Genomic DNA, 20,104 nt, shown 5'->3' on the forward strand with positions numbered 1-20,104 from the left:
GCTGAGAATATTTTTAACGCAAGGCTTTTTAAACGTGAATGTTCTGGTTATTGGCCGTCTTACTCTTTAACCGGGGGCCTTTCCCCTACATATTTATAAATCCACAGGGAATAGATTTTCAGAAACTCTGACAAAATGAATAAAAATCCATTTAGCCAGACATTCATCACGCCCGTGAAACTTAACACCAGGGGAAAAAGGGAAACTGAGTAGCGAAACCCAACCAGACGCAGTATTTCCTGGTAGAGTGCCAGTCTGCTCGCGTATAAATTCCGGGCGAAGAAGCACCATGCTGAGGCAATAAAAGAGAGCAACAACAAAAAATCGAGAATAAAGAAAAGAATAACCAGAGCGCTATACCCACCAGCAGACAGCGCGTTCACAACCGTACTGAAGGCGTGTATATCGGAAATAAAAGGGATCTTGTCATGCCGCATGGACTGGGCACAATATAAGACAACGGCCAGGGCATCCATGCATCCCCAGAAAACGAAAACCTTATCTCTGGCGCTCATGACAGTTGAGCAATCACTTAACCGGCGCGGGTGGCCATTCGCCCCCCTTCTGGATGAGCTTCTCTTTTATTTCGTTTAATTTCTCGTATTGCTCACTGCCTCGCTCAAGTCCATTAAGCGCGTCCGCGAGCGCATTGCTCATCGACCAGCCATTTTTGGCCTTAATTGACGGATCCGCTCCTCGATCGAGCAGCAACAAGACATGATCGTAAGCCTGGTTATCCAGCGCATCAAACACCAGCGTTTTACCCAGTGAGTTGGTTGAGTTGACGTCAGCACCGCGATTGAGCATGGCTTCCAGCGTCTCTGTATTTTTCGCTTTAAGCGACTGGAAGACGATCGGTTCGTGGAAAACCTTATCTTTCACGTTGGGTGAGAGGCCACCGTCCAGCATCGCGTCGATCCAGTCCGCACTGTCTCCCTTTAGGGCAAATTCGGCAGGACTGCTTTTTCCCTGCGGTCGAGGCTGGAGCGGATCTGCGCCAGCCTTAACAAGCAACGTAATCACCTTTAAATGGGGCGATGTCTTTTTATCATTAATCGCGTTGCCGATGGCCCAAAAAAGCAGGGTCATATCCTGCTTTCCCGGTTTATTAAGATCGCTGTCTGGTGCAAGCGTCTTCACCGCGTCGACATCGCCTTCTTCAATCGCTTTCGCCAGTTCAAGCTGCTGACCGCTGAAGTAGTCCTGTGGATTAAGGTCCATATCCTGCTTACACCCCTGAATCATGAATAAAAAACATAACGCGACAAAAGCCATCAACCCTTTTTTCACAATCGACTCCCGATTATCGAAATATCCTCATCCTTCTGTTGCTCTATGCAATCAATCGCCTGATTAATCCCGTGGCGGTCCAGCGCACTTCCGGTTCCACCGGGAAGGTCATGGGGTATTCCGGCAGCATTAGGGCTCAGCGCAGAGATTTCCTCTTTGAGGATCCACGAAGGGACATGCCCTTTCATCGTTTTCAGATCTTCCCAGGGGTTAACTTCCTGAATCTTCGTCAGCAGTTCACCTTCAACCCGATACGCCTGGATATTATCCGTACTGCCTAATATCTTACCGCCGTATTTTTCTACGGTTCCGGCATTGAGGCCGGCGGCGTTAAACGTCCACCCCGCTTTCCCGCTGCCCATAGAGGTTGCAGAGGCGAGACCACCGCCAAGGGAATGACCGGCAATATCAATATTCTGGCTTGACCTTGCCAGCTCCTTACCGATACTCACGGCCTTTTTATAATAATCTGAAGCCATACTCATGCCCTGTGAGAAGTTATTCGACCAGTCAGCCCCGTTTACCACCGGCGCCAGTTCCCCTTTGGTCAGTAGAGAGGAGACATTCTCAGACAGAGAGGCGAAGCCAGGCTCGCGCGATCCCCTGAATACCAGCGTGGGGTTCATATCTGCACCAAACACTTCCGGCTTCGGTTGATAGACGCGCGCCAGAAAATTGGGGGACGTATCATCGTCAAAGAGCATGGATTTGTTCAGCCCGAACTTTCCTAACAGCGCATCGTCATTACTGATATCCGTCCATCCCTCCGGCACGCCCGGTGTGGTTTCCAGCGGGTTCACGGTCTTATAAATATTTTCCGCAAGCTTCGCTTTTTCCACCGCGATATTATTCGCCGCCAGACGTTTCGCGGCGATCTGGGCATCCGGATAAAGGCTATTGCTCCCCTTCGCGATCAGATCTTTACGCGCCTGCCAGCGTTCTGCTTTGGTCATTTTCTGAAGCTGCCCGGCATAGGTTTTACCGTCCTTGCCCGGAGTAGGTTCATCCGGCACCTGTGCCGTTTTAGATTTCACCACCTGTTTTGGCAGTACCGTTGGCGCAGGGCGAGATCCGTACGTTCTCACCATAGTTTCGTAGCGGTCAACAATTGTACTCACCGGATACCAGCCCAGGCCGACCAGCGAGGCAGCCTGGAGTTGCCCTTTGGCGTTGATATAAAAAATTTCCGTTACTGATGACCAGTCACGAAAACTTTCGTCAATGGCAACCACTCTGCCCATCTCTAAATCCTGCGCGATCAGCGTACGGGTATCGCGCCCGGACTGATAAGGATTCGCACCGGTGATCGTGCGCAGCAGATCGTAGCGCGTGAAGAGTGAGCGCAGCGAATGGTCGGGAACCGACATAATCCACTGTCCGGCAACGGACGGGCGGATTATTTTCGCAAACAGCGCTGGCGAGACGTTCTCGTGGAACAGATAGACAAACTTGATGTTATACATTCGCTCCGTCCTGTTACCCGCAGGCTTACGGATTCACCAGCCAGGTGCCTGGCTTCGCAATATCCAGCGTCTGGGTACGCGTTCTTCCATTGCCTTCCAGTTCAATGCGGGTCTCGCCCGCAGGCAATTTCAGCGATGCGTAACCGTTATTCCCCGGACGCAGCGCTTTAGACTCGCCGTTCACCTTCAGCGTCTCGCCATCAAGCATGCGGATGTAGACCAGCGCGACCGGGCTGGCGTCGACAGGCGGCGCACTCTGCTGCGCCGTAGCAGGTGGCGCACTCTGCTGCGCCGTAGCAGGTGGCGCTACCGGCTCGCTCACGTCTGCCGTTGCCGGTCTGGTTTCCGATTGGGATGAGGTCTCAGCCGGAGGGCTCACGGCAGGGGTTTGCGCCGTCTGCTCTGGCGTTTCCTGACTGCCGCCGCCGAACAGCATCGCACCGGCAACCACCCCAACCAGCACACCCGCGGCCACCAGCCCCGGAAGCTTGTAACGTCGCCAGTCCAGCGCGGAAGCAGATGCCTCCTCTTCCACCGGCACCAGCATCGTGCCGGTCTTCTTCGCGGTCAGCACCTCGTCGATACCGGCGACGGGCATCTCGATCAGCGCCGCGAACTCCTCAATGGATTGCGGACGGTCTTCCATATGCAGCGCCAGCGCCTTGTCGATGGCCTGTAGCAGCGGGATGGAATAGCCCTGCGGCATCAGCTCCACCAGCGGTTTGCAGGTGTCCTGAATCGAGCGCACCACGCTGACCGGTGGCGGAGAGCCCACGATGAGGGTGCGCAATACGGCGCCGAGCGCGTAGATATCCGTCCACGGCCCCTGCTCGCTTTCATTGTCGTCGGTATACTGCTCGATAGGCGCGAAGCCCGGACGCAGCATGGTTTCCGTCTCATCCGAGAGATTACCGATGGTGCGGCGCGCCGATCCGAAATCGAGCAGCACCGGCAGGCCGTTATCCTGAATCTGAATGTTATCCAGCGAGATGTCGCGGTGTAGATAACCCTCGTCGTGGATCGTTTTGATGGCGCCGAAGAGCATTGGCAGCATGCGGCGGATCCAGGCCTCGTTAATCAGCTCCGGTTTCTCTTCGCGCAGACGCGACAGCGTGGTACCGCTGTAAAACAGCGTCCCCATATAGGCCGTGTCGTTTTGCACCCAGAAACGCAGTACGTGCAGCAGGTTCGGGTGGTTAAAGCGCGCCAGCAGGCGGGCTTCCTGGATGAAGCTGTTCAGACCGGCAGAAAACGCTTTGCCGAAGCGCTCGCTGCGCAGCACCAGCGTCATATCCTCGCCGCGCACGGCGAGGGAGGAAGGCATAAATTCTTTGATAGCGATAGTGCGTTCGAGCTGGTGATCCCAGGCGCGATAGACGATGCCGAATCCGCCGCCGCCAATCACCTCTTTTATCTCAAACTCATTGAAACGGTACCCGACCGGGAGCGCGTTTGGGACAGTCCGATTGTTATCATTATCCGTCATCTTTTACAGTTCTCTTGATGATTATTACGCGGCAAACTGACAGTGGAACTCGCCCTGCTCGCAGGTGACATGCAGACGTCGGTACTGCTGGTCGCTGCGGCTGGCGGTAAGTAAAATCTGGCTCATCTGAGGCAGCAACGTATTGGTCAGAATCGCATCCACCATACGCCCGCCCGACTCAACCTCGGTACAGCGCTGAACAATCTGTTCGACCACGCTGTCGTCAAATTCAGAAATAATGTTGTGATTCTCTTCCAGACGACGCTGAATGCGCCTGAGCTGAAGACGCACAATCTGCCCCAGCATCTCGTCGCTGAGCGGGTAGTACGGCACCACCAGCAGACGGCCCAGCAGCGCCGGTGGGAACACCTCCAGCAGCGGCTGGCGCAGGGCGCCGCTTAACGCGTCAGGCTCCGGCATCAGTTCCGGGTCGGCGCACATGGCTGCGATCAGGTCGGTGCCGACGTTAGAGGTCAGAATAATAATGGTGTTACGGAAATCAATGTGACGCCCTTCGCCGTCCTCCATCCAGCCCTTGTCGAAGACCTGGAAGAAGATCTCGTGCACGTCCGGGTGCGCTTTTTCAATTTCATCCAGCAGCACCACGCTGTAGGGACGGCGGCGCACGGCCTCGGTTAAGACGCCGCCTTCACCATAGCCCACATAGCCCGGAGGCGCACCTTTTAACGTCGAAACGGTGTGCGCTTCCTGGAACTCGCTCATGTTGATGGTAATGACGTTCTGCTCGCCGCCGTAAAGCGACTCTGCCAGCGCCAGCGCGGTTTCGGTTTTACCCACGCCGGATGGCCCGCAGAGCATGAATACGCCGACCGGTTTGTTCGGATCGTCAAGCTTCGCCCGCGAGGTTTTTACCCGACGGGCAATCAGTTCCAGACCGTGACGCTGACCAATAACCCGCTGGTTCAGCGTGTCGGCCAGGTTCAGCACCGCGTCAATCTCGTTTTTCACCATCCGGCCCAGCGGGATCCCGGTCCAGTCTGAGACCACCGCAGCCACCACGTTCTCATCCACCGCGGCAAACAGCAGCGGTTCGTCACCCTGTAAGGTCTTCAGCGCCTGCTGCTGTTCTGCCAGCTGGCCGCGCAGTTCAGCCGTATCCTCATCTCCCGCCGCAAACAGCGCGGCACGCAGACGGATAATCTCCTGCACCCGCGTGCGCTCTTCTTCCCAGCGACGGGCCAGAGCTTCGCGTTGGGTTTCGAATGCGTCACGTTCGGCGGTTAAGGTCGCCACACGCGCCGGATCGCCCGCCCCCACGCGCGCTTCGCGTTCAGCAATCTCCAGCTCCACGTCCAGGGCCGCCAGGTGACGCAGACAGTCTTCCAGCTGAGCAGGCGGCGCGCTCTGGCTCACCGCGACGCGGGCGCAGGCGGTGTCGAGCAGCGCGACGGCTTTGTCCGGCAGCTGACGCGCCGGGATGTAGCGGTGGGACAGCTTCACCGCCGCGCTGACCGCTTCGTCGAGCAGCAACACCTGGTGGTGCGTCTCCAGCGGCGACACGGTGCTGCGCAGCATCAGAATGGCTTTCGCTTCGTCCGGCTCGTGAACCTGCACCGTCTGGAAACGACGGGTCAGCGCAGGATCTTTCTCAATGTATTTTTTGTATTCCGCCCAGGTGGTCGCGCCGATGGTGCGCAGTTGCCCGCGCGCCAGGGCTGGCTTGAGCAGGTTAGCGGCATCGCCGGTGCCCTGCTGTCCGCCTGCGCCAATCAGGGTGTGGATCTCATCGATAAACAGAATAATTGGCGTGGCGCTGGACTGCACCTCGTTAATCAGCGCCTGGAGGCGCGCCTCAAATTCCCCTTTCATGCCCGCTCCGGCCTGAAGCATGCCGATATCCAGCAGCCACAGCTGAACGTTTTGCAGCGGCTCCGGCACGTCGCCGTCGGCGATACGCAGCGCCAGCCCTTCCACCACTGCGGTTTTCCCGACGCCGGCTTCCCCGGTCAGCAAGGGGTTGTTCTGGCGACGACGCATCAGGATATCGACCATCTGGCGGATCTCTTCATCGCGCCCCACCACCGGGTCAATCTTGCCTTCCCGGGCGCGCGCCGTCAGATCCTGACCATACTGCGCCAGCGTGCCCTGCGCAGCCGGTACTGCCCCGGCAGGCGCGTCCGCAGCGGCGGCGGCCTGCTGGCTCTCTTTGCTGCTGGCGCAAATGGCGTCGAACTGCTCGACCAGCACCTCAACGTTAAGACGTGTGAACTGCGCCGAAATACTTTTCAGCACGTTAGCCAGATTCCACGTTTTCAGTATGCCGATCAGCAAATGGCCGCCGCGGATGCGGCTGACGCCAAACTTCAGCGAGCCGTAGACCCAGGCGCGCTCGACGGCGCTGTCGATATGCTCGGAAAGATCAGACACGGAACTCGCGCCACGCGGCAGGGCATCCAGCGCCGCCACGATATCGCGCGTCAGCTGCTGTTCATCAAGGGCGAAGTGACGGATGACCTGTTGCAGATCGCCATCCTGCTGCTGCATCAGCTGATGCAGCCAGTGCACCAGCTCAACGTACGGGTTGCCGCGCAGCTTACAGAAGGCAGTCGCGCTTTCCAGAGAGGTAAATAACAGCGTATCCAGTTTGCCGAAAAGCACGGCACGGCTAATTTCTGACATGTTAGTTTCCATTAACAATGATTCGGTATACGGAAGGATTATCGCTCTGCGCGATACACCAGATCGCCACGCGGAACAGGCTGAGGCTGAAGGCCGAGCCAGGTGTTGTACCCTAATCGCCCGGCGCTACCGAGCGTGGCGCCCTGCACCGCATCGGCGCGCAGGATCACCCGTGTTTCCCATTCAAATTCCACCCCGGCGTACTGTCGCACCCAGTCGCGCAGCTCGGTGACCCATCCTTCGCCCGGCAGAAAACGGTTGTAGTCGTCTGCGCTCAACGGGCCAATCTCGAGCCGGAATTTATGCTGCACGTCGCGTACCGCAATGCCGAGAAAAGCGGACTCTCCCATGCGCGGCAGGCGACGCCCCTCACCCAGCTGTGCCTGCTCCCGCGTTGAGAGCGGCATCCACTGCGGGACGTTGGCCACCAGCCTGACCGGCACGTTGAAATAGTTGCGCAGGATTTTCTCCAGCCCTTCCGGATCCCGCCCGTGGCGGGTCAGGTGCCCGGCGTGAGTAAAGCGGGCATGCGCGCTCAGGCTGCCTTTCGACATCTGGGCAGGCTGCCCCATGCCAATCAGCGATGCCAGATACCCTTCGAAGCGCCTGTTGTCGTCGCGATCCAGTGAAACGGCAGGCTGCGCGTCCGCCCAGGCGCGGTAGAACAGCAGCGTCAGGCGGTGGTGAAAGAGGTCGGCAAACGCGCTGAGGCTGTGATCCTGATGATGATGAATACGCTCGCGGGCATACTCAGTCATGTGCACCGGCAGTGGGCCGTTAGGACCAAACAGGCCGAAGCTCAGAATGGAAACCTCATGCAGTCCGTTCTCTTCCCGCTGCCGGACCTCAGCAACCGTTGACGGCGCAAAGCCCATTGAAGGCTGCTGACCAATACGCAGCGGCTCAAATTTCGGCAGCGGCGCGCGCCCCAGCGGGTAACGTTCACCGCCCTGGGCATCAATGCGTCTTAACAGCTGGAACAGATCGTAGCGCCACGGCGTCTCGCGCACTCCGCGCCAGAACGCATCGGGCAGCGGCGTCAGGCGATGCACGCGCAGCGTTGCAGGGGCAACTTCACTCATACCAGCGCCCTTTTACCCATACGAGGCGCCCAGTAGCCGATTTCGCCGCGCTGCTGGCTCTTGAGCGTGAACTCCGTAAAGCTGTTGATGGAGACCAGGCGGGCAAAAAGGCGTTCCAGCACGCTGCCGAAAAGCCACGGGCTGGCGCCGGAAAAGGCACGTTCGTCCACCGTCAGGGTGATGCCGATCCCGCGGGCGAACACCACCGGGCCGGGTTCCGGCACGCGGCGGTGCACCGGCTCCAGCACGCAGTGACGAACGCCATCCACCTGACGGGCAACCGGCGTCTCGGCGAGGTTGGCGTACAGCCCTAACAGCTGACGCAGCGCGGCAGCGCCCTCTTCGTTTTCGCTGTCCATCAGGCTAAGGTAGTTCATTTGCAGCTGGCTGATGAGCCGCCAGGTGCTGAACCCTTCGGCCAGTGCCGGACGCGGCGGCGTCGGGCCTTTACGCAGGGTTAACGCCTTCACCGGCATGGAGTCGGCCATAATAAACTGCCCAAGCTCCTGCTGGAGCATCAGCGGCAGGTCACGGCTGGTGCACAGCACCTCGGCGGAGATATAGTGCAGGTTTTCCTGCCACGGCGCGTGCTGCGCATCCACCAGCGAGACGAAGACCTCCGAGCCGATATAGCCCGTGCGGGTGCCATAGCGCAGCGCGTGTTCGGAGAGAACGCGCTGCTCACGGCGCAGGGAAAAATAGGCGCCGTAGTTGCCCGCGTCCCCGCTCCAGGTACTCCAGAACGGACGAAACGTCTGGTCGTCCCGCTGACCATCCGCGCTGGCATAGATTTTTTTCACGGCATAAATTTCATAATCCAGCGGGCGGATGTTATCCACCACCAGGTGGTATTCATGCTGGCTTTCGCTCAGCTTCTGCCGGGCCGCCACTTTCGGGAACAGGTTGATCACCGGCGTGCAGTGCAGCGCCAGGTGGCTGGCATCCACCACGCGCTCCAGCTGATCGTCGCTCTTGTCGAGCAGAATGAAGATATCAAACGCTTTTTCGTCTTCGCAGCGCTGGATCAACTTGCCCAGCCCGCTCAGGCTGATGAAACGAAAACGCGCCGGGAACGCGAAGTACTCCTGCAACAGGCGATAGCCGTCAAAGTTACGCAGATCGTCCGGGAGCAGGGCCTGGTCCGCATCAAAGCCTTCCTGACGCAGGGCGTCAGACGACAGCAGCTGGCGCTGGGGCTGCTTGCTGACCGTCTGGCAGACGATGCCCGCGTGGTGCTCCATCACCAGCTCCAGCAGCTTCAGCGCCTCGATATCCGGGCCGCTTAAGAAGAACTCCAGGCGGTCAAAATCCAGGTGCCCGAGATGCTGCGGGCCATCGCAGGCAATGCGGACCCGTAAGGCGCTGCTGATCCCCCGCTGACTCAGGCCGAGCTGGGCCAGCGGCAGATCGGCGGGAACGCCGCCCAGCTCGATCCGCTCAATTTTTAACGGCAGCAGGTTGACCTCATGCGCCGTGGTATAGCTGCACGTAACGCCGGTTTTTTTCAGCGCCAGGCTGTCCATCATGGTGCCGCGCGGCACAATAAAGCCTTTGCTCAGGTCGCCCCGGCTGCTGTCGGGCTGAATTTCAGCGATCGCCATCGACGGCGTAGGCGCCAGATAATTTGGCGCAATCATCTCCAGCATACGCTGTGAAAAGCGCGGGAATTCGGCGTCCATTTTCATCTGCACGCGGGAGGTCAGGAAGGCGAAACCTTCCATCAGGCGCTCAATGTACGGGTCCGCCACTTCGATGCCGCGCATGCCGAGCCGCCCCGCCACTTTCGGGTAGCGTTCGGCGAACTCCGCGCCCATCTCGCGCAGATAGGCCAGTTCACGGTTGTAATATTCGAGCAGTTTGCTTTCCATCATTACCCCGCATCTTTCAGTTCAAAATGGCCGTTTTCCAGATCGACGTCGGTGCGAAAGAGAAACTCCAGCGGATACGGCACGCACCACAGGCGGCCTTTGATTTCGATAGACAGAACGTTGTGCAGATCTAACGAGGAGGTATCGGACACGCAGCGAACCTGAAGCCCCTGGGGCAGGATCCGCGGTTCAAAGTTAATAATCGCTTCGGTGAGCTTGCGCTGAATGTCGTGCCATTCGATATCAGACATTCTTTTCCCCGCCAGCGGCGCGACGCCGAAGTTAACGACGGAACGGCTCACCTGCGTCAGCCCGCTCAGATCGCTGGAGGCATCGTGGTTGATGGTATTAAACAACCACTGTAAATCCCGCAGGACGTTACGACGCAGCGCGGCGTGGGTAATCAGATTGCTGTTGGCGGACTCGCGTTTTTTTTCCGGATCGTTATCCGTCAGGCGATCCAGCAGTGAGGGCTGCATTTTGTCGCGCGCCCCCACTTTCTCCTGCCTGCTGCGGGCCTGCCAGCCGCTGCGCAGCAGATCGCCTTCGCCAGCGGTATTACTCATCCGCACCATCCGAGGTAAATGTCACCAGGCTCAGGGTAAGCAGCGGGCTTTCGCTTTGCTCGCTCAGCCAGGCTTTCTGCCCCATGCCTTCATACAGGACACCGTCGTCGTCGAGCGGGAGCCACTCGGTGGTGCGCCCCAGTCTAACGCTATCGGAAGCGCCGTCAGCAAACGGATAACGCGCCGGGATCTGACACACCTGCTCGGTGCCGTCCGTGAGGCGGACCAGCGCATGACGCCACACCAGATCGGTCACGCTGGCCGGAGCCTGAAAACGGATCGCATCGATGGCGCAGAACGGCACCCAGAAATAGCGGCCATTGACCAGGGTTTCACACACCGGCCCCAGACGGGCATCGCCGTCCATCAGCCATTCAAAGGTGTGGCTCTCTTCATTCTCCAGCGTGACCTGCCCGCGGCTTGCCGGGGCCTGTTCGAGTGCCTCCAGGCGCAGCGTTTGCGCTTGCCCGGCGCGTTCGGTCAGCGCCTGGGCTAACCTCGACAGCCACGGCCACTGCGCCTCGGGCATTGCCGGTCGCGCCTCTCCCGCGAATACGCGCGCCCGCTGCTGTTCACCCTGAATGGCCTGCTCCAGCAGCGTTACGGTTGGTTTTGCCTGCGGCATCAGCGCCAGCCAGCTCTTCAGCTGGGTCAGGGCGCGCGCCCAGTTGCCGCTGAGGATCAGAAACTGCACAAACGCGGCGCGCAGATCGGCATCCGCCGGACGAGCTTTGATTTCGGCTTCCAGGCGAAGCAGCGCGTCGCTAATCGACTCACCCGCCAGACGTTGATAAAGCGTATTCATAGCCCCTCCTTAATTCGTCGCGCGCCAGGTGCCCACTGCCGGATCGCGCAGCTGCGGACGCAGCGTGTCAATCAGAACAACGTTCAGCTCCGCGCCCGGTGCAACCCATGCGCTCCAGATCTTCTTCATCTCTGCGATACGCGCCTGGAGTCTGGCGTCGTCGCTGGCGATCTCACGGGTGATTTCCACCGCCACCGTGCCGTTGCTCTTCCAGCCGTTCAGAGTGCTGTCGTACGGCAGGATCATCCAGCTCTGGTCGCTGTTCGGGGTGCTGAAGACCATGCGCTCTTTGTTAACGGAGGTGATCAGCGCCTTTTCAGGATCGACCGCGTTGTTCAGTCCCATCACCGGGAAGCCGTGAATGTAGGTGACCGGAATCGCTTTCTGCGTCCCGTTACGATTTTGCGTCACCACGGTGTGGCCGCTGAGCCAGCTACCGTTGCCGCAGCGGGTGGTGTCGGAATCCGGAATAAACAGCGCCGGCGCGGAGGAACCGCCCTCCCAGAAGGTGCGCAGGTGGCAACCGTCCTGAAGGGTGAACTCCTGCCATGGCGTACGATCTGCCGCCACGGTGTGCGTCTCCGGATTCTGGTCAGGCGGCAGCAGCGCGCCTGAGGTGGTGGTCGTTGCCGCCGCCGTTTCCTGCTGTTTCACCACCAGCGCCCAGTCCTGCGCTTTAGCCGCTGTGCCCCGGGCAAGCGTCGTGCCTTCCGGATCGTTAAGCGTCCAGTTCAGGGTATTCAGCTTGCTGCACTGGTGCTCCAGCAGCGAGCCAAGGCGCGGCACGAAGTTTTCCAGCACCGAAACCTCTTTCTTGCCGTTCGCCACGATACGCAGCGCCACGTCCGCCTTACACCAGCTTTGCGGCGTATTGTCTTTAATGTTGTCGATCCAGATATCCAGCTTCTGCGCAGGAGACTGCACGATGCGGAAGTTTTCAGCCTGTGCGGTGGTCGCCACCGTCAGAAGAGCCAAACCCGATAGCCAAAGTTTCATATCAATCCTTGTGTGTCTAATCAGTTCCGCAGGGAAGAAATTGTGCTGCGTCAGAGAGCGTATGCAGCAAAGTGGTGTCCTGAGGGTTGCCCATCCACACCGCCACGGCGGTATAGTTATCCTGAGCATTGCCCTCCTGTTCGGCATTCTTTTGAATGATTTGGTTCATTAAGGTCAGCCACTCCTGTGGCGTATTGACCATGTGCAGCGACTGCTTCATCTGCTCTTCGCTGACGCCGTGCCAGAAACCGTCGGTGCAGAGCAGGAAGGCATCACCGTCCTCGACCTGCACGACATCGCTGTAGCTCGCTTCCGGTCCGCCATTCTCAATACCCAGCGCCAGATACAGCAGGTTGCTGTTGAGATCGTCGGTCTGATGCCCGGCATCTTTCATCTGCTGGACGAGGCTGTGATCGGTGGTGACATGCCACAGCCAGCCGCGGCGAAACAGGTACAGGCGGCTGTCTCCGGCGTGCGCCCAGTAAGCCAGACGGTAATCCCTGTCGATAAACAGGCTGACTAGCGTGGTGCCCATCCGGCGATAGTCCTGCACGGCCTGTTGTTCGCTGAGGATGGTGCGGTTCGCCGTTTGGACGTAGTCACGAATATGCTGCGCATTAAGGTGCTTGTCGCCGTCAAAGCGGGAAATAATGCTGTTGCGGGCCAGCTCAGCGGCCACCTCGCCGCCCGGCAGGCCCGCGATGCCGTCACAGACGACAAAGCAGGCTGAACGTTCCCCGATGGTTTCTCCCGTCTGATCCTGGTTGCTGGCGCGCGTCCCCTGGCGGGAGAGAGAAGCCGTTGCGATATTCATTTTTCTTCCGATCCGCTTTGTGAGTCTTTGTACTGATTGACCTCCATGTCATAGGCATGGAGGAAGGCTTCGCCAAACAGGGTATGGAAGTCGTCCTCGATCTCGCCCGCCGTCTCGCCATAGCTGCGAACGAAATAATCCCACAGCGCGGCTTTACGGCTGCCCGGCAGCGCCAGGCGTGACGTCATCCCGTTCTGCTTCGCCTGCTCTTCCAGCTGTTCCGGATTAAAGGATTGCAGCATGGCGGCGATAATGGCGCGGATACCGGAGATCATCCCCAGCTGGTGCGCCTGGAGATCGATTAGCGCATCACGCACCGATTTGGTCGGCGGCATAAAGCCCGGCATCGGCGTGCCGAACATCTGGATCAGCACCGTTTTCCCGGTCGGCAACAGTTTGAACGGGTTGTTCGCATCGTCGAGCACCATGGTCATATCGGCTTTCACCCCACGCTTGAGGATGGAGCGCGAGGAGAGCAGCGCCACGGTCCCCTGCGAGAACATGCCCAGGATCTGCCCCAGCTGACGCATATTTTCCCGGTCAAACTGCGGTACCGGCTGCATTTCGCTCAGGCCCATGCCCTCCAGCAGCGCCTCCAGCAGTTCGCCCTGAAGCACCTCGCCCCGCTCGCCGGTCTGCGCGGAGGCAGCAGGCGAAGCAGCGTTTTTAACCGGGTCGATACGCAGGCGGCCTTTAGGCGCCTGCGCGTTGCTGCGCGCCACGGCCTGCGGCGTTGGCATGGTGAAGCCAGCGTAATCGGGACGCGCGGGCTCTTCTTCCGCGCGCGGCGCATCCTGTGGTTCAGTCGGTTCCGGATCGAACAGCGGTGAGCTGGCCAGCGCATCCTCTTCCTGTGCGGCTTGCGGTTCAGGCTTTGGCTCCGGCTTATCGGCCACGATTTCATCCGGATGGGTTAACGGCGCGCCACCCATCAGGCCGAGGGGGTCATCGTGACGCGCGGCAGGTGCGCTCGCCGACCCGCCAAACAGGGCTAACGGATCAAGTTCGTCCGACGCCTCTTCCTTTGGCTGGGCAGGTTTGCTTTCGTCCGGCTGTACCAGCGTTGAAGGGGTGACATCGTCCAAGATGCTCTCTTTTTTAAACAACGCTTCATCGCTGAACAGCGTGTCCGGGTCAACGTTTTTACGTTCAAGCGACGGTTCGGCGTCGTTAAACATTGCCAGCGGATCTTCGGCATTCCGCTCCGGGGCCGCAGGCTGAGAGAACGGATCGTGGGATGCCGCGGGCTGTGGTTTTGCCCGGTTGCTGGAGATGCTGTCGGAGATGGAAAACTCCTGCATCAGGCTGTCCCAGATTTCCGACGGCACGGCCGTAGGTTCAGCTTTTCCGCGAGGCGCGGCGCTGGCCGGTTTCGGTTGTGGCGCCGGAGCAGGTGTCGCCGCTGGGCGCGCCTGCTGCATGCTGGCCGCCATGCGGCTTACGGGCTGGGTGTCATGAATGAGTTCGCTGACTTCAATGCGATAATCATCAATACCGAGAATATCCCCGTCCTGAAGCTCAACCTGACGCCCACGCTCCAGCGGGATATCATTCAGTACCACGCGGGTAACGCTGCCGCGGTTCGTGACGCGGCATTCGCCACTGGCGTCGACGTGAACGATGGCCTGCAAACGCGAGATAGTGCGGTCATTGTCCGGCAGCACCAGATTGTTATCCGTACCGCGCCCAATGGTGCCGCCCGGGGCATAAAAATCACAGCTGCTTTGCGGCGGCTGATGACCGGGTTTCGTAGAAATAATCGTGAATCGCATGGCGTATTCCTGCTGGTATGATTAGCGCTCAAACGCTGCCGCTCTCGGGGGTGAAAACGGCGGGGTTTGGGGGTTAATTCAGAAAGGCATCGTTAAAATTTTCAACATAAAATTAGACACTATTAATGCTCGAAAGAATTAACAGCAGTAAAAATATAACAGTGGCAATAAATATTTTTCTTCTATACGACTTAACCCATGACAAATCAAAATCAGAAAAAATTTTATTGCACGACTGTGGCTCAAGCCAACGACACTCAGTTAATCTCACACGCTTACCCTGTAAGACCCGTGATAAAATTGTGGTGAGGAAACCAAATCCCCAGAACCCAAGATTTTGCCAGGTTTGATAATCTTCTTTTTTGAGCAACTGTTGATTTGTTAATATCGCATATATTTGATTAACCTGTCGATAATTTTTCCGATAGTCTATATAAAATGAAATAACTATGCCTATAAAAGCAATAAAGAGACAGATAATAACAGCAGAGTAAATATTATTAAAAATCACTTTATTCTCCGCTAAAAATTAAATTGTTTAGCTGTTCTCCTGCAAACCCACCGATTTGTGTTCCGCCCGCTGCCCCGACTGCACCAACCACTAAACCACAGATGAGTGTACCTGTCCCCGCTGTGGGCACACCTAATGCAAGACAAACAGGAGCCGCAAGGGAGGAGCCTAATGCAGCACCAGCGACACCGCCTCCAAATTTGCTATATTCTGTCACTGCAACTCTGCTGCACTCATGTTCTCTTCCAGTAGTGCAGGCATGATAAACTTCGTTAGACGTATTCATAAAAGAAAAACCTAAAGCAACCCATCCACCTGCTTTCAGGTAAGAGGATATTCTGGCTGCTCTGTCAATATATGTTGAGTAGCCAGGGATTGCACCAATACCAACTGTACTCCATTCATGGACTATTGATTTCGTGGACAGTCCTAATGCTCTCTTAAGATCCGCATAATCTTTAAACTTAAGCTGTTTTTTAGTTATTTTATTTAACAAGGGTTTCAATTGCGCGAAAAGCGCATTGCGCTCAGCATAAAATTGTTGGCCAAAAAGCGCACCTTGTGTCCTGTACTGATTTTGATAGGTGGCTTCAATTTTAATTAAAATATTTTCAATTTGCTTAAAATATGACTCACCTGTACCGCTCACGCCCCCGACGATTGTATCGCCCCAGCCTGTTATGGCTTTTATATTATCATAATTATTTTTCAAAAACTCAGCGGTGGCTCCATCCAAAGTCGCAAGCGCGTTGGTCACCTTCTTTTTTGCAATGGCTAAGCTATTGATCTGTTGAGTTTGATTATCGCCAAGCGGGTCAGCAACAATTAATATTTGTCCGGGTTTGAGCCACGCAGTGTCTTTATTCAATTGCATAAAATACTCGGATTTTTCATTGCGCGCAGTGCCAAATAGCTGTCTTGCCTGAAAATCCAGAGTGCCGGGTTGCTGAACGACACAGTAACCTGGAGCAACGTTTGACGGACTTGCCATGTAAACTCCTTGTATTTTTAATGTGTAGCTTTTGCAGAAAGTTTATTTTTGGACATTGAGTTGGCGAATCGCATCGCTATGGGATATTAAGCTGCACTTTAATACCTCATAGTTTGCCGGTGCCGTACCACCTAGCTTTTGTTTCAGTAAGGAGTTAATAACCTCGTCGGCTTTTTCGAAATTCTCGGCAGGCAGGTTACTGACTTCCAGCCATGCTGCGGCGCTTGCCTTTGCATCATTTTTCAGCGTCGCACTGTCCGCAATCTTGCCGATACAGCGATTCTGCACCCAGTTTTCAAAAATCTGTTGTTGAGAAAAGGTGTTAACGTCCGGGAGAGTATGGGCGATGGTATATGAGGTATTTAACGCGAGTACGAAAGCGAGTAAACGTCTCATTTCAGGCTCCAGAGCGTAGCGCTGCCAGGAATAAACGAACCATTACCGGGAGAACCCAAGAAATGGCAATCATCGGAGCAAATATTCCCATTCCAGAGCGTGACATGTCCAGTGGCATCGCTCCAGCCGTGACCGCTAAAGATAATAATACCTTGTTTACCTGCAAATTGGCTTGGTGTTGGAGACGTCACCGTCATATCTGCATTACCCAGTACAGTTGGCAGAAAAGCAATCATATCCTTTACGCGATACATGTAACGTTTTTTATCACTCCCCGTAACCGTCGCATATCTGCTGTTGGAGGGAATTGGAACGCCACAATAATTTAAAACGTAGCTCATACGAATGGGGCATGCATTTTGGAAAATTCCGGCTTCAATATTGTGCTGGACTTTTCCACCCAATAATTTGCCCACCGTTTCGACATTGACATTAACTTCTCTAAATCTGTTCCAGGCGGCACCAAAAGCAGGACGCATAAATATTTTCCCTTTTAGAAAGTACAGGATAAAGTGAGCCCTTTCGGGCCCACTCCTGTTACGCTTCTTTGTTTTCTTTGATGTTCCAGCCAGCGCTGCTTTCAGCACCTTTACCACCGGCAGTGGTCTGCTCCCAGTACTGCTGTTTCACTTTCGCAGCCTGGAATGCATAGGTCACGCCAACGGTATCGCCGTTGTCTGCACCCGTGTACTGAACGGAAGTCACGAGAACGTCTTCCAGGGTGATGCGGGTGTATTCAACCTGCTGACCACCCGCTTTGCAGACGGACAGTTCAACTTTGGTCAGGTGTTTACCGCTTGCGCAGTGTTTCAGGATTGCTGTAGTGGATTTGTCGATCAGAGCGTTAACGTGCAGGTCGTTAAAGTTAACTTTACCGGCACCCCCGCCACCGCCAACGCTCATATTACCTGGCTGGGACGCGCCCCAGGAGAAGGAGGTAATATCAGTCCAGCCGGTGTGGTTAGAATCTTTAGATTCGCCCGTAACACCCTCGACCTTCAGAAACATATCAATAGCCATAATATCTACTCTTCGTGGATGAACAATATTGCTTTCGAAAAAGCCCTTATATGGCAAACAGGAAAGCATGGGGCTGAATAAAACCGTCCATATTTTACCTCTGCCTCATATCAAACGACCCGTGTCATTTGACAGTCTTACATTCCCCCGAAATAACGGAATGAATGTGAAGTCTTTATTACTGTGCTTTATTGTGGAACCAGTTAAGGACAGCATTAGCAATTTAGCCGTCTTTCTTGCCGGGTGGCGCTGTGCTTACCCGGCCTACATTGAGCAACGATATCAATTGATTGCACGTTTGATTGTAGGCCCGTGCAAGCGTAGCGCCGCCGGGCGAAACTCACAAAACGCACGTAGTCAGCAGTCTGACGCTCTTACGCGTCCTTCGTCTTCAGCGACGGCAGTTTAGATACCAGACGCAGGGAAACGGTCAGACCTTCCAGCTGGTAGTGCGGACGCAGGAAGAACTTCGCGGCGTAGTAGCCCGGGTTGTCTTCGATTTCTTGCACCTGCACTTCCGCCGCCGCCAGCGGTTTACGGGACTTGGTTTCCTGGGAGGAGTTCGCCGGGTCACCGTCGACGTAGTTCATCACCCAGTCGTTCAGCCAGCGTTCCATCTCTTCGCGCTCGCGGAAGGAGCCGATTTTGTCGCGCACGATGCACTTCAGGTAGTGAGCAAAACGACAGCAGGCGAACAGGTAAGGCAGACGGGAGGCCAGGCGCGCGTTAGCGGTGGCATCCGGGTCGTGGTACTCGGCCGGTTTTTGCAGGGACTGCGCGCCGATGAAGGCGGCGAAGTCGGAGTTTTTGCGGTGAACCAGCGGCATAAAGCCGTTTTTCGCCAGTTCCGCTTCACGGCGATCGCTGATGGCGATCTCGGTCGGGCACTTCATGTCCACGCCGCCGTCATCGCTCGGGAAGGTGTGGCACGGCAGGTTTTCCACCGCCCCGCCGGATTCGACGCCGCGAATCGAGGTGCACCAGCCGTACTCTTTAAAGGAGCGGTTGATGTTGGCCGCCATCGCATAGGCCGCGTTCGCCCAGGAGTAGCTGTTGTGGTTCGCGCCGTCGGTCTGCTCTTCAAAATCAAAGCTGTCGACCGGGTTGGTGCGAATGCCGTACGGCAGGCGCGACAGGAAGCGCGGCATCACCAGGCCCAGATAGCGGGCATCTTCCGATTCACGCAGTGAACGCCAGGCGGCGTATTCGGTGTTCTGGAAGATTTTGGTCAGATCGCGCGGGTTAGCCAGTTCCTGCCAGGACTCCATCTGCATCACGCCCGGTGCGGTACCGGTGATGAACGGACAGTGGGCCGCGGAGCCAATGCGCGCCATCTCGCCCAGCAGCTCAACGTCCTGCGGGCTGTGGTCGAAGTAGTAGTCGCCCACAATGCAGCCAAACGGCTCGCCACCGAATTGGCCGTACTCCTGCTCGTAGATTTTTTTGAAGATCGGGCTCTGGTCCCAGCCCACGCCCTTGTAGCGCTTCAGGGTGCGGCCCAGCTCCTGCTTGGAGATGCTCATAAAGCGGATCTTCAGCATCTCGTCGGTTTCGGTATTGTTCACCAGGTAGCTCAGGCCGCGCCAGGCGCTTTCCAGCTTCTGGAACTCCTCGTGGTGAATGATCTGGTTCACCTGCTGCGAAAGCTGCTCGTCAATACCGGCAATCAGGTTCTGAATGGTGCGGTAGGTATCGTTTGAGAAGGTCACGGTGTTTTCCAGCGCCTGCTGCGCCAGGGTTTTAACCGCGCTTTCTACGGCAGAGCGCGCCTGATCGGTTTTCGGGCGGAACTCTTTATTCAGCAGCGCGCTGAACTCGTCCTGGCTGAACGCCTGGCCCGCCTGCTGATCGTGTTGTTGAGTCTGGTTGCTCATCGATTATTCCTCGCTACCTTTCGCACTTTCGTCATTTTTTGGCATCTGGCTCAGGGATTTGAGCAGCGTCGGATCCTGAAGGATTTTTGCAATCAGCTCTTCCGCGCCGTTTTTGCCGTCCATGTAGGTCAGCAGGTTAGAGAGCTGGGTGCGGGCTTCCAGCAGCTTGTTCAGCGGCTCTACTTTACGGGCCACCGCGTCCGGCAGGAAGTCGTCCATGCTGTCAAAGGTCAGATCGACGTTGAGCTTACCTTCGCCGGTCAGGGTGTTATCTACCTGGAACGCCACGCGCGGCTTCAGCGCCTTCATGCGTTCGTCGAAGTTGTCGATGTCGATTTCCAGGAATTTACGCTCGTCGACGGCTGGCAGGTTTTCCACCGGCTTGCCAACCAGATCGGCCATAACGCCCATCACAAACGGCAGCTGAATTTTGCGTTCTGCACCGTAGATCTCTACGTCGTATTCGATCTGCACGCGGGGAGCACGGTTGCGTGCGATGAATTTCTGTCCACTGTTACTCATTGCCATGA

The 20,104-nt window shown here is 56.8% G+C and carries 19 protein-coding genes; all 19 read right to left on the minus strand.

What is annotated here, in order from left to right; translation table 11 throughout:
* Positions 1-59: 59 nt before the first annotated feature.
* The 19 genes from ACOTX4_RS12850 to tssB all read right to left on the minus strand — a co-directional run bounded on the left by ACOTX4_RS12850 (position 60) and on the right by tssB (position 20,102).
* On the minus strand, positions 60-476 hold the full coding sequence (locus tag ACOTX4_RS12850) for a hypothetical protein (protein ID WP_235831795.1): 417 nt from the start codon (positions 474-476) through the stop codon (positions 60-62).
* A gap of 52 nt (positions 477-528) precedes the next feature.
* Positions 529-1,275: an ankyrin repeat domain-containing protein gene (locus ACOTX4_RS12855; RefSeq protein WP_045332151.1), complete on the minus strand. Its 747-nt coding sequence runs from the start codon at positions 1,273-1,275 to the stop codon at positions 529-531.
* Between the two features lie 11 nt (positions 1,276-1,286).
* Positions 1,287-2,753, minus strand: coding sequence for a phospholipase (locus ACOTX4_RS12860; protein ID WP_421635389.1), 1,467 nt, complete (start codon positions 2,751-2,753; stop codon positions 1,287-1,289).
* 25 nt (positions 2,754-2,778) lie between these two features.
* Positions 2,779-4,239 carry a serine/threonine protein kinase gene (locus tag ACOTX4_RS12865; protein ID WP_063937655.1) on the minus strand — a complete coding sequence of 487 codons (1,461 nt, stop codon included), beginning with the start codon at positions 4,237-4,239 and terminating at the stop codon, positions 2,779-2,781.
* 24 nt (positions 4,240-4,263) lie between these two features.
* Complete coding sequence (gene tssH, locus ACOTX4_RS12870) at positions 4,264-6,879, minus strand: type VI secretion system ATPase TssH (protein ID WP_346399552.1); 2,616 nt, start codon at positions 6,877-6,879, stop codon at positions 4,264-4,266.
* Between the two features lie 38 nt (positions 6,880-6,917).
* Positions 6,918-7,961: a type VI secretion system baseplate subunit TssG gene (tssG, locus tag ACOTX4_RS12875; RefSeq protein WP_022651406.1), complete on the minus strand. Its 1,044-nt coding sequence runs from the start codon at positions 7,959-7,961 to the stop codon at positions 6,918-6,920.
* On the minus strand, positions 7,958-9,829 hold the full coding sequence (gene tssF / locus ACOTX4_RS12880; RefSeq protein ID WP_251995398.1) for a type VI secretion system baseplate subunit TssF: 1,872 nt from the start codon (positions 9,827-9,829) through the stop codon (positions 7,958-7,960). The genes tssG and tssF overlap by 4 nt, the downstream gene beginning before the upstream one ends.
* 2 nt (positions 9,830-9,831) lie before the next feature.
* Positions 9,832-10,395, minus strand: coding sequence for a type VI secretion system baseplate subunit TssE (gene tssE / locus ACOTX4_RS12885; RefSeq protein WP_003859970.1), 564 nt, complete (start codon positions 10,393-10,395; stop codon positions 9,832-9,834).
* Positions 10,388-11,200 (minus strand): type VI secretion system accessory protein TagJ, encoded by an 813-nt coding sequence (locus tag ACOTX4_RS12890; RefSeq protein WP_023324842.1) that lies wholly within the window; start codon positions 11,198-11,200, stop codon positions 10,388-10,390. Before ACOTX4_RS12890 ends, tssE begins: the two co-directional genes overlap by 8 nt.
* A gap of 9 nt (positions 11,201-11,209) precedes the next feature.
* The gene (locus tag ACOTX4_RS12895) at positions 11,210-12,196 is read right to left on the minus strand and encodes a hypothetical protein (protein ID WP_045332125.1); all 987 of its coding nucleotides are present in this window, start codon (positions 12,194-12,196) and stop codon (positions 11,210-11,212) included.
* 16 nt (positions 12,197-12,212) lie between these two features.
* Positions 12,213-13,010, minus strand: coding sequence for a PP2C family protein-serine/threonine phosphatase (locus ACOTX4_RS12900; RefSeq protein WP_003859969.1), 798 nt, complete (start codon positions 13,008-13,010; stop codon positions 12,213-12,215).
* Positions 13,007-14,782 (minus strand): type VI secretion system-associated FHA domain protein TagH, encoded by a 1,776-nt coding sequence (gene tagH, locus ACOTX4_RS12905; protein WP_045332126.1) that lies wholly within the window; start codon positions 14,780-14,782, stop codon positions 13,007-13,009. The genes ACOTX4_RS12900 and tagH overlap by 4 nt, the downstream gene beginning before the upstream one ends.
* A gap of 112 nt (positions 14,783-14,894) precedes the next feature.
* Positions 14,895-15,293 (minus strand): hypothetical protein, encoded by a 399-nt coding sequence (locus ACOTX4_RS12910; protein WP_045332127.1) that lies wholly within the window; start codon positions 15,291-15,293, stop codon positions 14,895-14,897.
* A 1-nt stretch (position 15,294) separates the two neighbouring features.
* Entirely contained in the window at positions 15,295-16,284 is a 990-nt protein-coding gene (locus ACOTX4_RS12915; RefSeq protein ID WP_006810951.1) for a hypothetical protein, read from the minus strand.
* A 42-nt stretch (positions 16,285-16,326) separates the two neighbouring features.
* Positions 16,327-16,680 carry a T6SS amidase immunity protein Tai4 family protein gene (locus ACOTX4_RS12920; protein WP_032658941.1) on the minus strand — a complete coding sequence of 118 codons (354 nt, stop codon included), beginning with the start codon at positions 16,678-16,680 and terminating at the stop codon, positions 16,327-16,329.
* Positions 16,677-17,159 (minus strand): type VI secretion system amidase effector protein Tae4, encoded by a 483-nt coding sequence (locus ACOTX4_RS12925; protein WP_006810953.1) that lies wholly within the window; start codon positions 17,157-17,159, stop codon positions 16,677-16,679. The genes ACOTX4_RS12920 and ACOTX4_RS12925 overlap by 4 nt, the downstream gene beginning before the upstream one ends.
* 58 nt (positions 17,160-17,217) lie before the next feature.
* A complete protein-coding gene (locus tag ACOTX4_RS12930) occupies positions 17,218-17,700 on the minus strand; it encodes an Hcp family type VI secretion system effector (RefSeq protein ID WP_014884229.1) in 483 nt (160 codons plus the stop codon).
* A gap of 374 nt (positions 17,701-18,074) precedes the next feature.
* Positions 18,075-19,574: a type VI secretion system contractile sheath large subunit gene (gene tssC, locus ACOTX4_RS12935; RefSeq protein ID WP_006810956.1), complete on the minus strand. Its 1,500-nt coding sequence runs from the start codon at positions 19,572-19,574 to the stop codon at positions 18,075-18,077.
* 3 nt (positions 19,575-19,577) lie between these two features.
* Positions 19,578-20,102, minus strand: a complete 525-nt coding sequence (gene tssB / locus ACOTX4_RS12940) for a type VI secretion system contractile sheath small subunit (protein ID WP_022648413.1) — start codon at positions 20,100-20,102, stop codon at positions 19,578-19,580.
* Between the last annotated feature and the right edge of the window lie 2 nt (positions 20,103-20,104).

The organism is Enterobacter cloacae complex sp. IR5459, assembly GCF_049238005.1.
Taxonomy (GTDB): domain Bacteria; phylum Pseudomonadota; class Gammaproteobacteria; order Enterobacterales; family Enterobacteriaceae; genus Enterobacter; species Enterobacter hormaechei_C.

Excerpts from the sequence above, each read along its gene's own strand:
- ACOTX4_RS12900 (WP_003859969.1), bottom strand. The coding sequence starts at position 13,010 with ATGAATATCGCAACGGCTTCTCTCTCCCGCCAGGGGACGCGCGCCAGC.
- ACOTX4_RS12920 (WP_032658941.1), bottom strand. The coding sequence starts at position 16,680 with ATGAGACGTTTACTCGCTTTCGTACTCGCGTTAAATACCTCATATACC.
- tssF (WP_251995398.1), bottom strand. The coding sequence starts at position 9,829 with ATGGAAAGCAAACTGCTCGAATATTACAACCGTGAACTGGCCTATCTG.
- ACOTX4_RS12895 (WP_045332125.1), bottom strand. The coding sequence starts at position 12,196 with ATGAAACTTTGGCTATCGGGTTTGGCTCTTCTGACGGTGGCGACCACC.
- tssG (WP_022651406.1), bottom strand. The coding sequence starts at position 7,961 with ATGAGTGAAGTTGCCCCTGCAACGCTGCGCGTGCATCGCCTGACGCCG.
- ACOTX4_RS12890 (WP_023324842.1), bottom strand. The coding sequence starts at position 11,200 with ATGAATACGCTTTATCAACGTCTGGCGGGTGAGTCGATTAGCGACGCG.
- ACOTX4_RS12915 (WP_006810951.1), bottom strand. The coding sequence starts at position 16,284 with ATGGCAAGTCCGTCAAACGTTGCTCCAGGTTACTGTGTCGTTCAGCAA.
- ACOTX4_RS12925 (WP_006810953.1), bottom strand. The coding sequence starts at position 17,159 with ATGCGTCCTGCTTTTGGTGCCGCCTGGAACAGATTTAGAGAAGTTAAT.
- tssB (WP_022648413.1), bottom strand. The coding sequence starts at position 20,102 with ATGGCAATGAGTAACAGTGGACAGAAATTCATCGCACGCAACCGTGCT.
- ACOTX4_RS12855 (WP_045332151.1), bottom strand. The coding sequence starts at position 1,275 with ATGGCTTTTGTCGCGTTATGTTTTTTATTCATGATTCAGGGGTGTAAG.
- ACOTX4_RS12865 (WP_063937655.1), bottom strand. The coding sequence starts at position 4,239 with ATGACGGATAATGATAACAATCGGACTGTCCCAAACGCGCTCCCGGTC.
- tagH (WP_045332126.1), bottom strand. The coding sequence starts at position 14,782 with ATGCGATTCACGATTATTTCTACGAAACCCGGTCATCAGCCGCCGCAA.
- tssH (WP_346399552.1), bottom strand. The coding sequence starts at position 6,879 with ATGTCAGAAATTAGCCGTGCCGTGCTTTTCGGCAAACTGGATACGCTG.
- tssE (WP_003859970.1), bottom strand. The coding sequence starts at position 10,395 with ATGAGTAATACCGCTGGCGAAGGCGATCTGCTGCGCAGCGGCTGGCAG.
- ACOTX4_RS12930 (WP_014884229.1), bottom strand. The coding sequence starts at position 17,700 with ATGGCTATTGATATGTTTCTGAAGGTCGAGGGTGTTACGGGCGAATCT.
- tssC (WP_006810956.1), bottom strand. The coding sequence starts at position 19,574 with ATGAGCAACCAGACTCAACAACACGATCAGCAGGCGGGCCAGGCGTTC.
- ACOTX4_RS12850 (WP_235831795.1), bottom strand. The coding sequence starts at position 476 with ATGGATGCCCTGGCCGTTGTCTTATATTGTGCCCAGTCCATGCGGCAT.
- ACOTX4_RS12860 (WP_421635389.1), bottom strand. The coding sequence starts at position 2,753 with ATGTATAACATCAAGTTTGTCTATCTGTTCCACGAGAACGTCTCGCCA.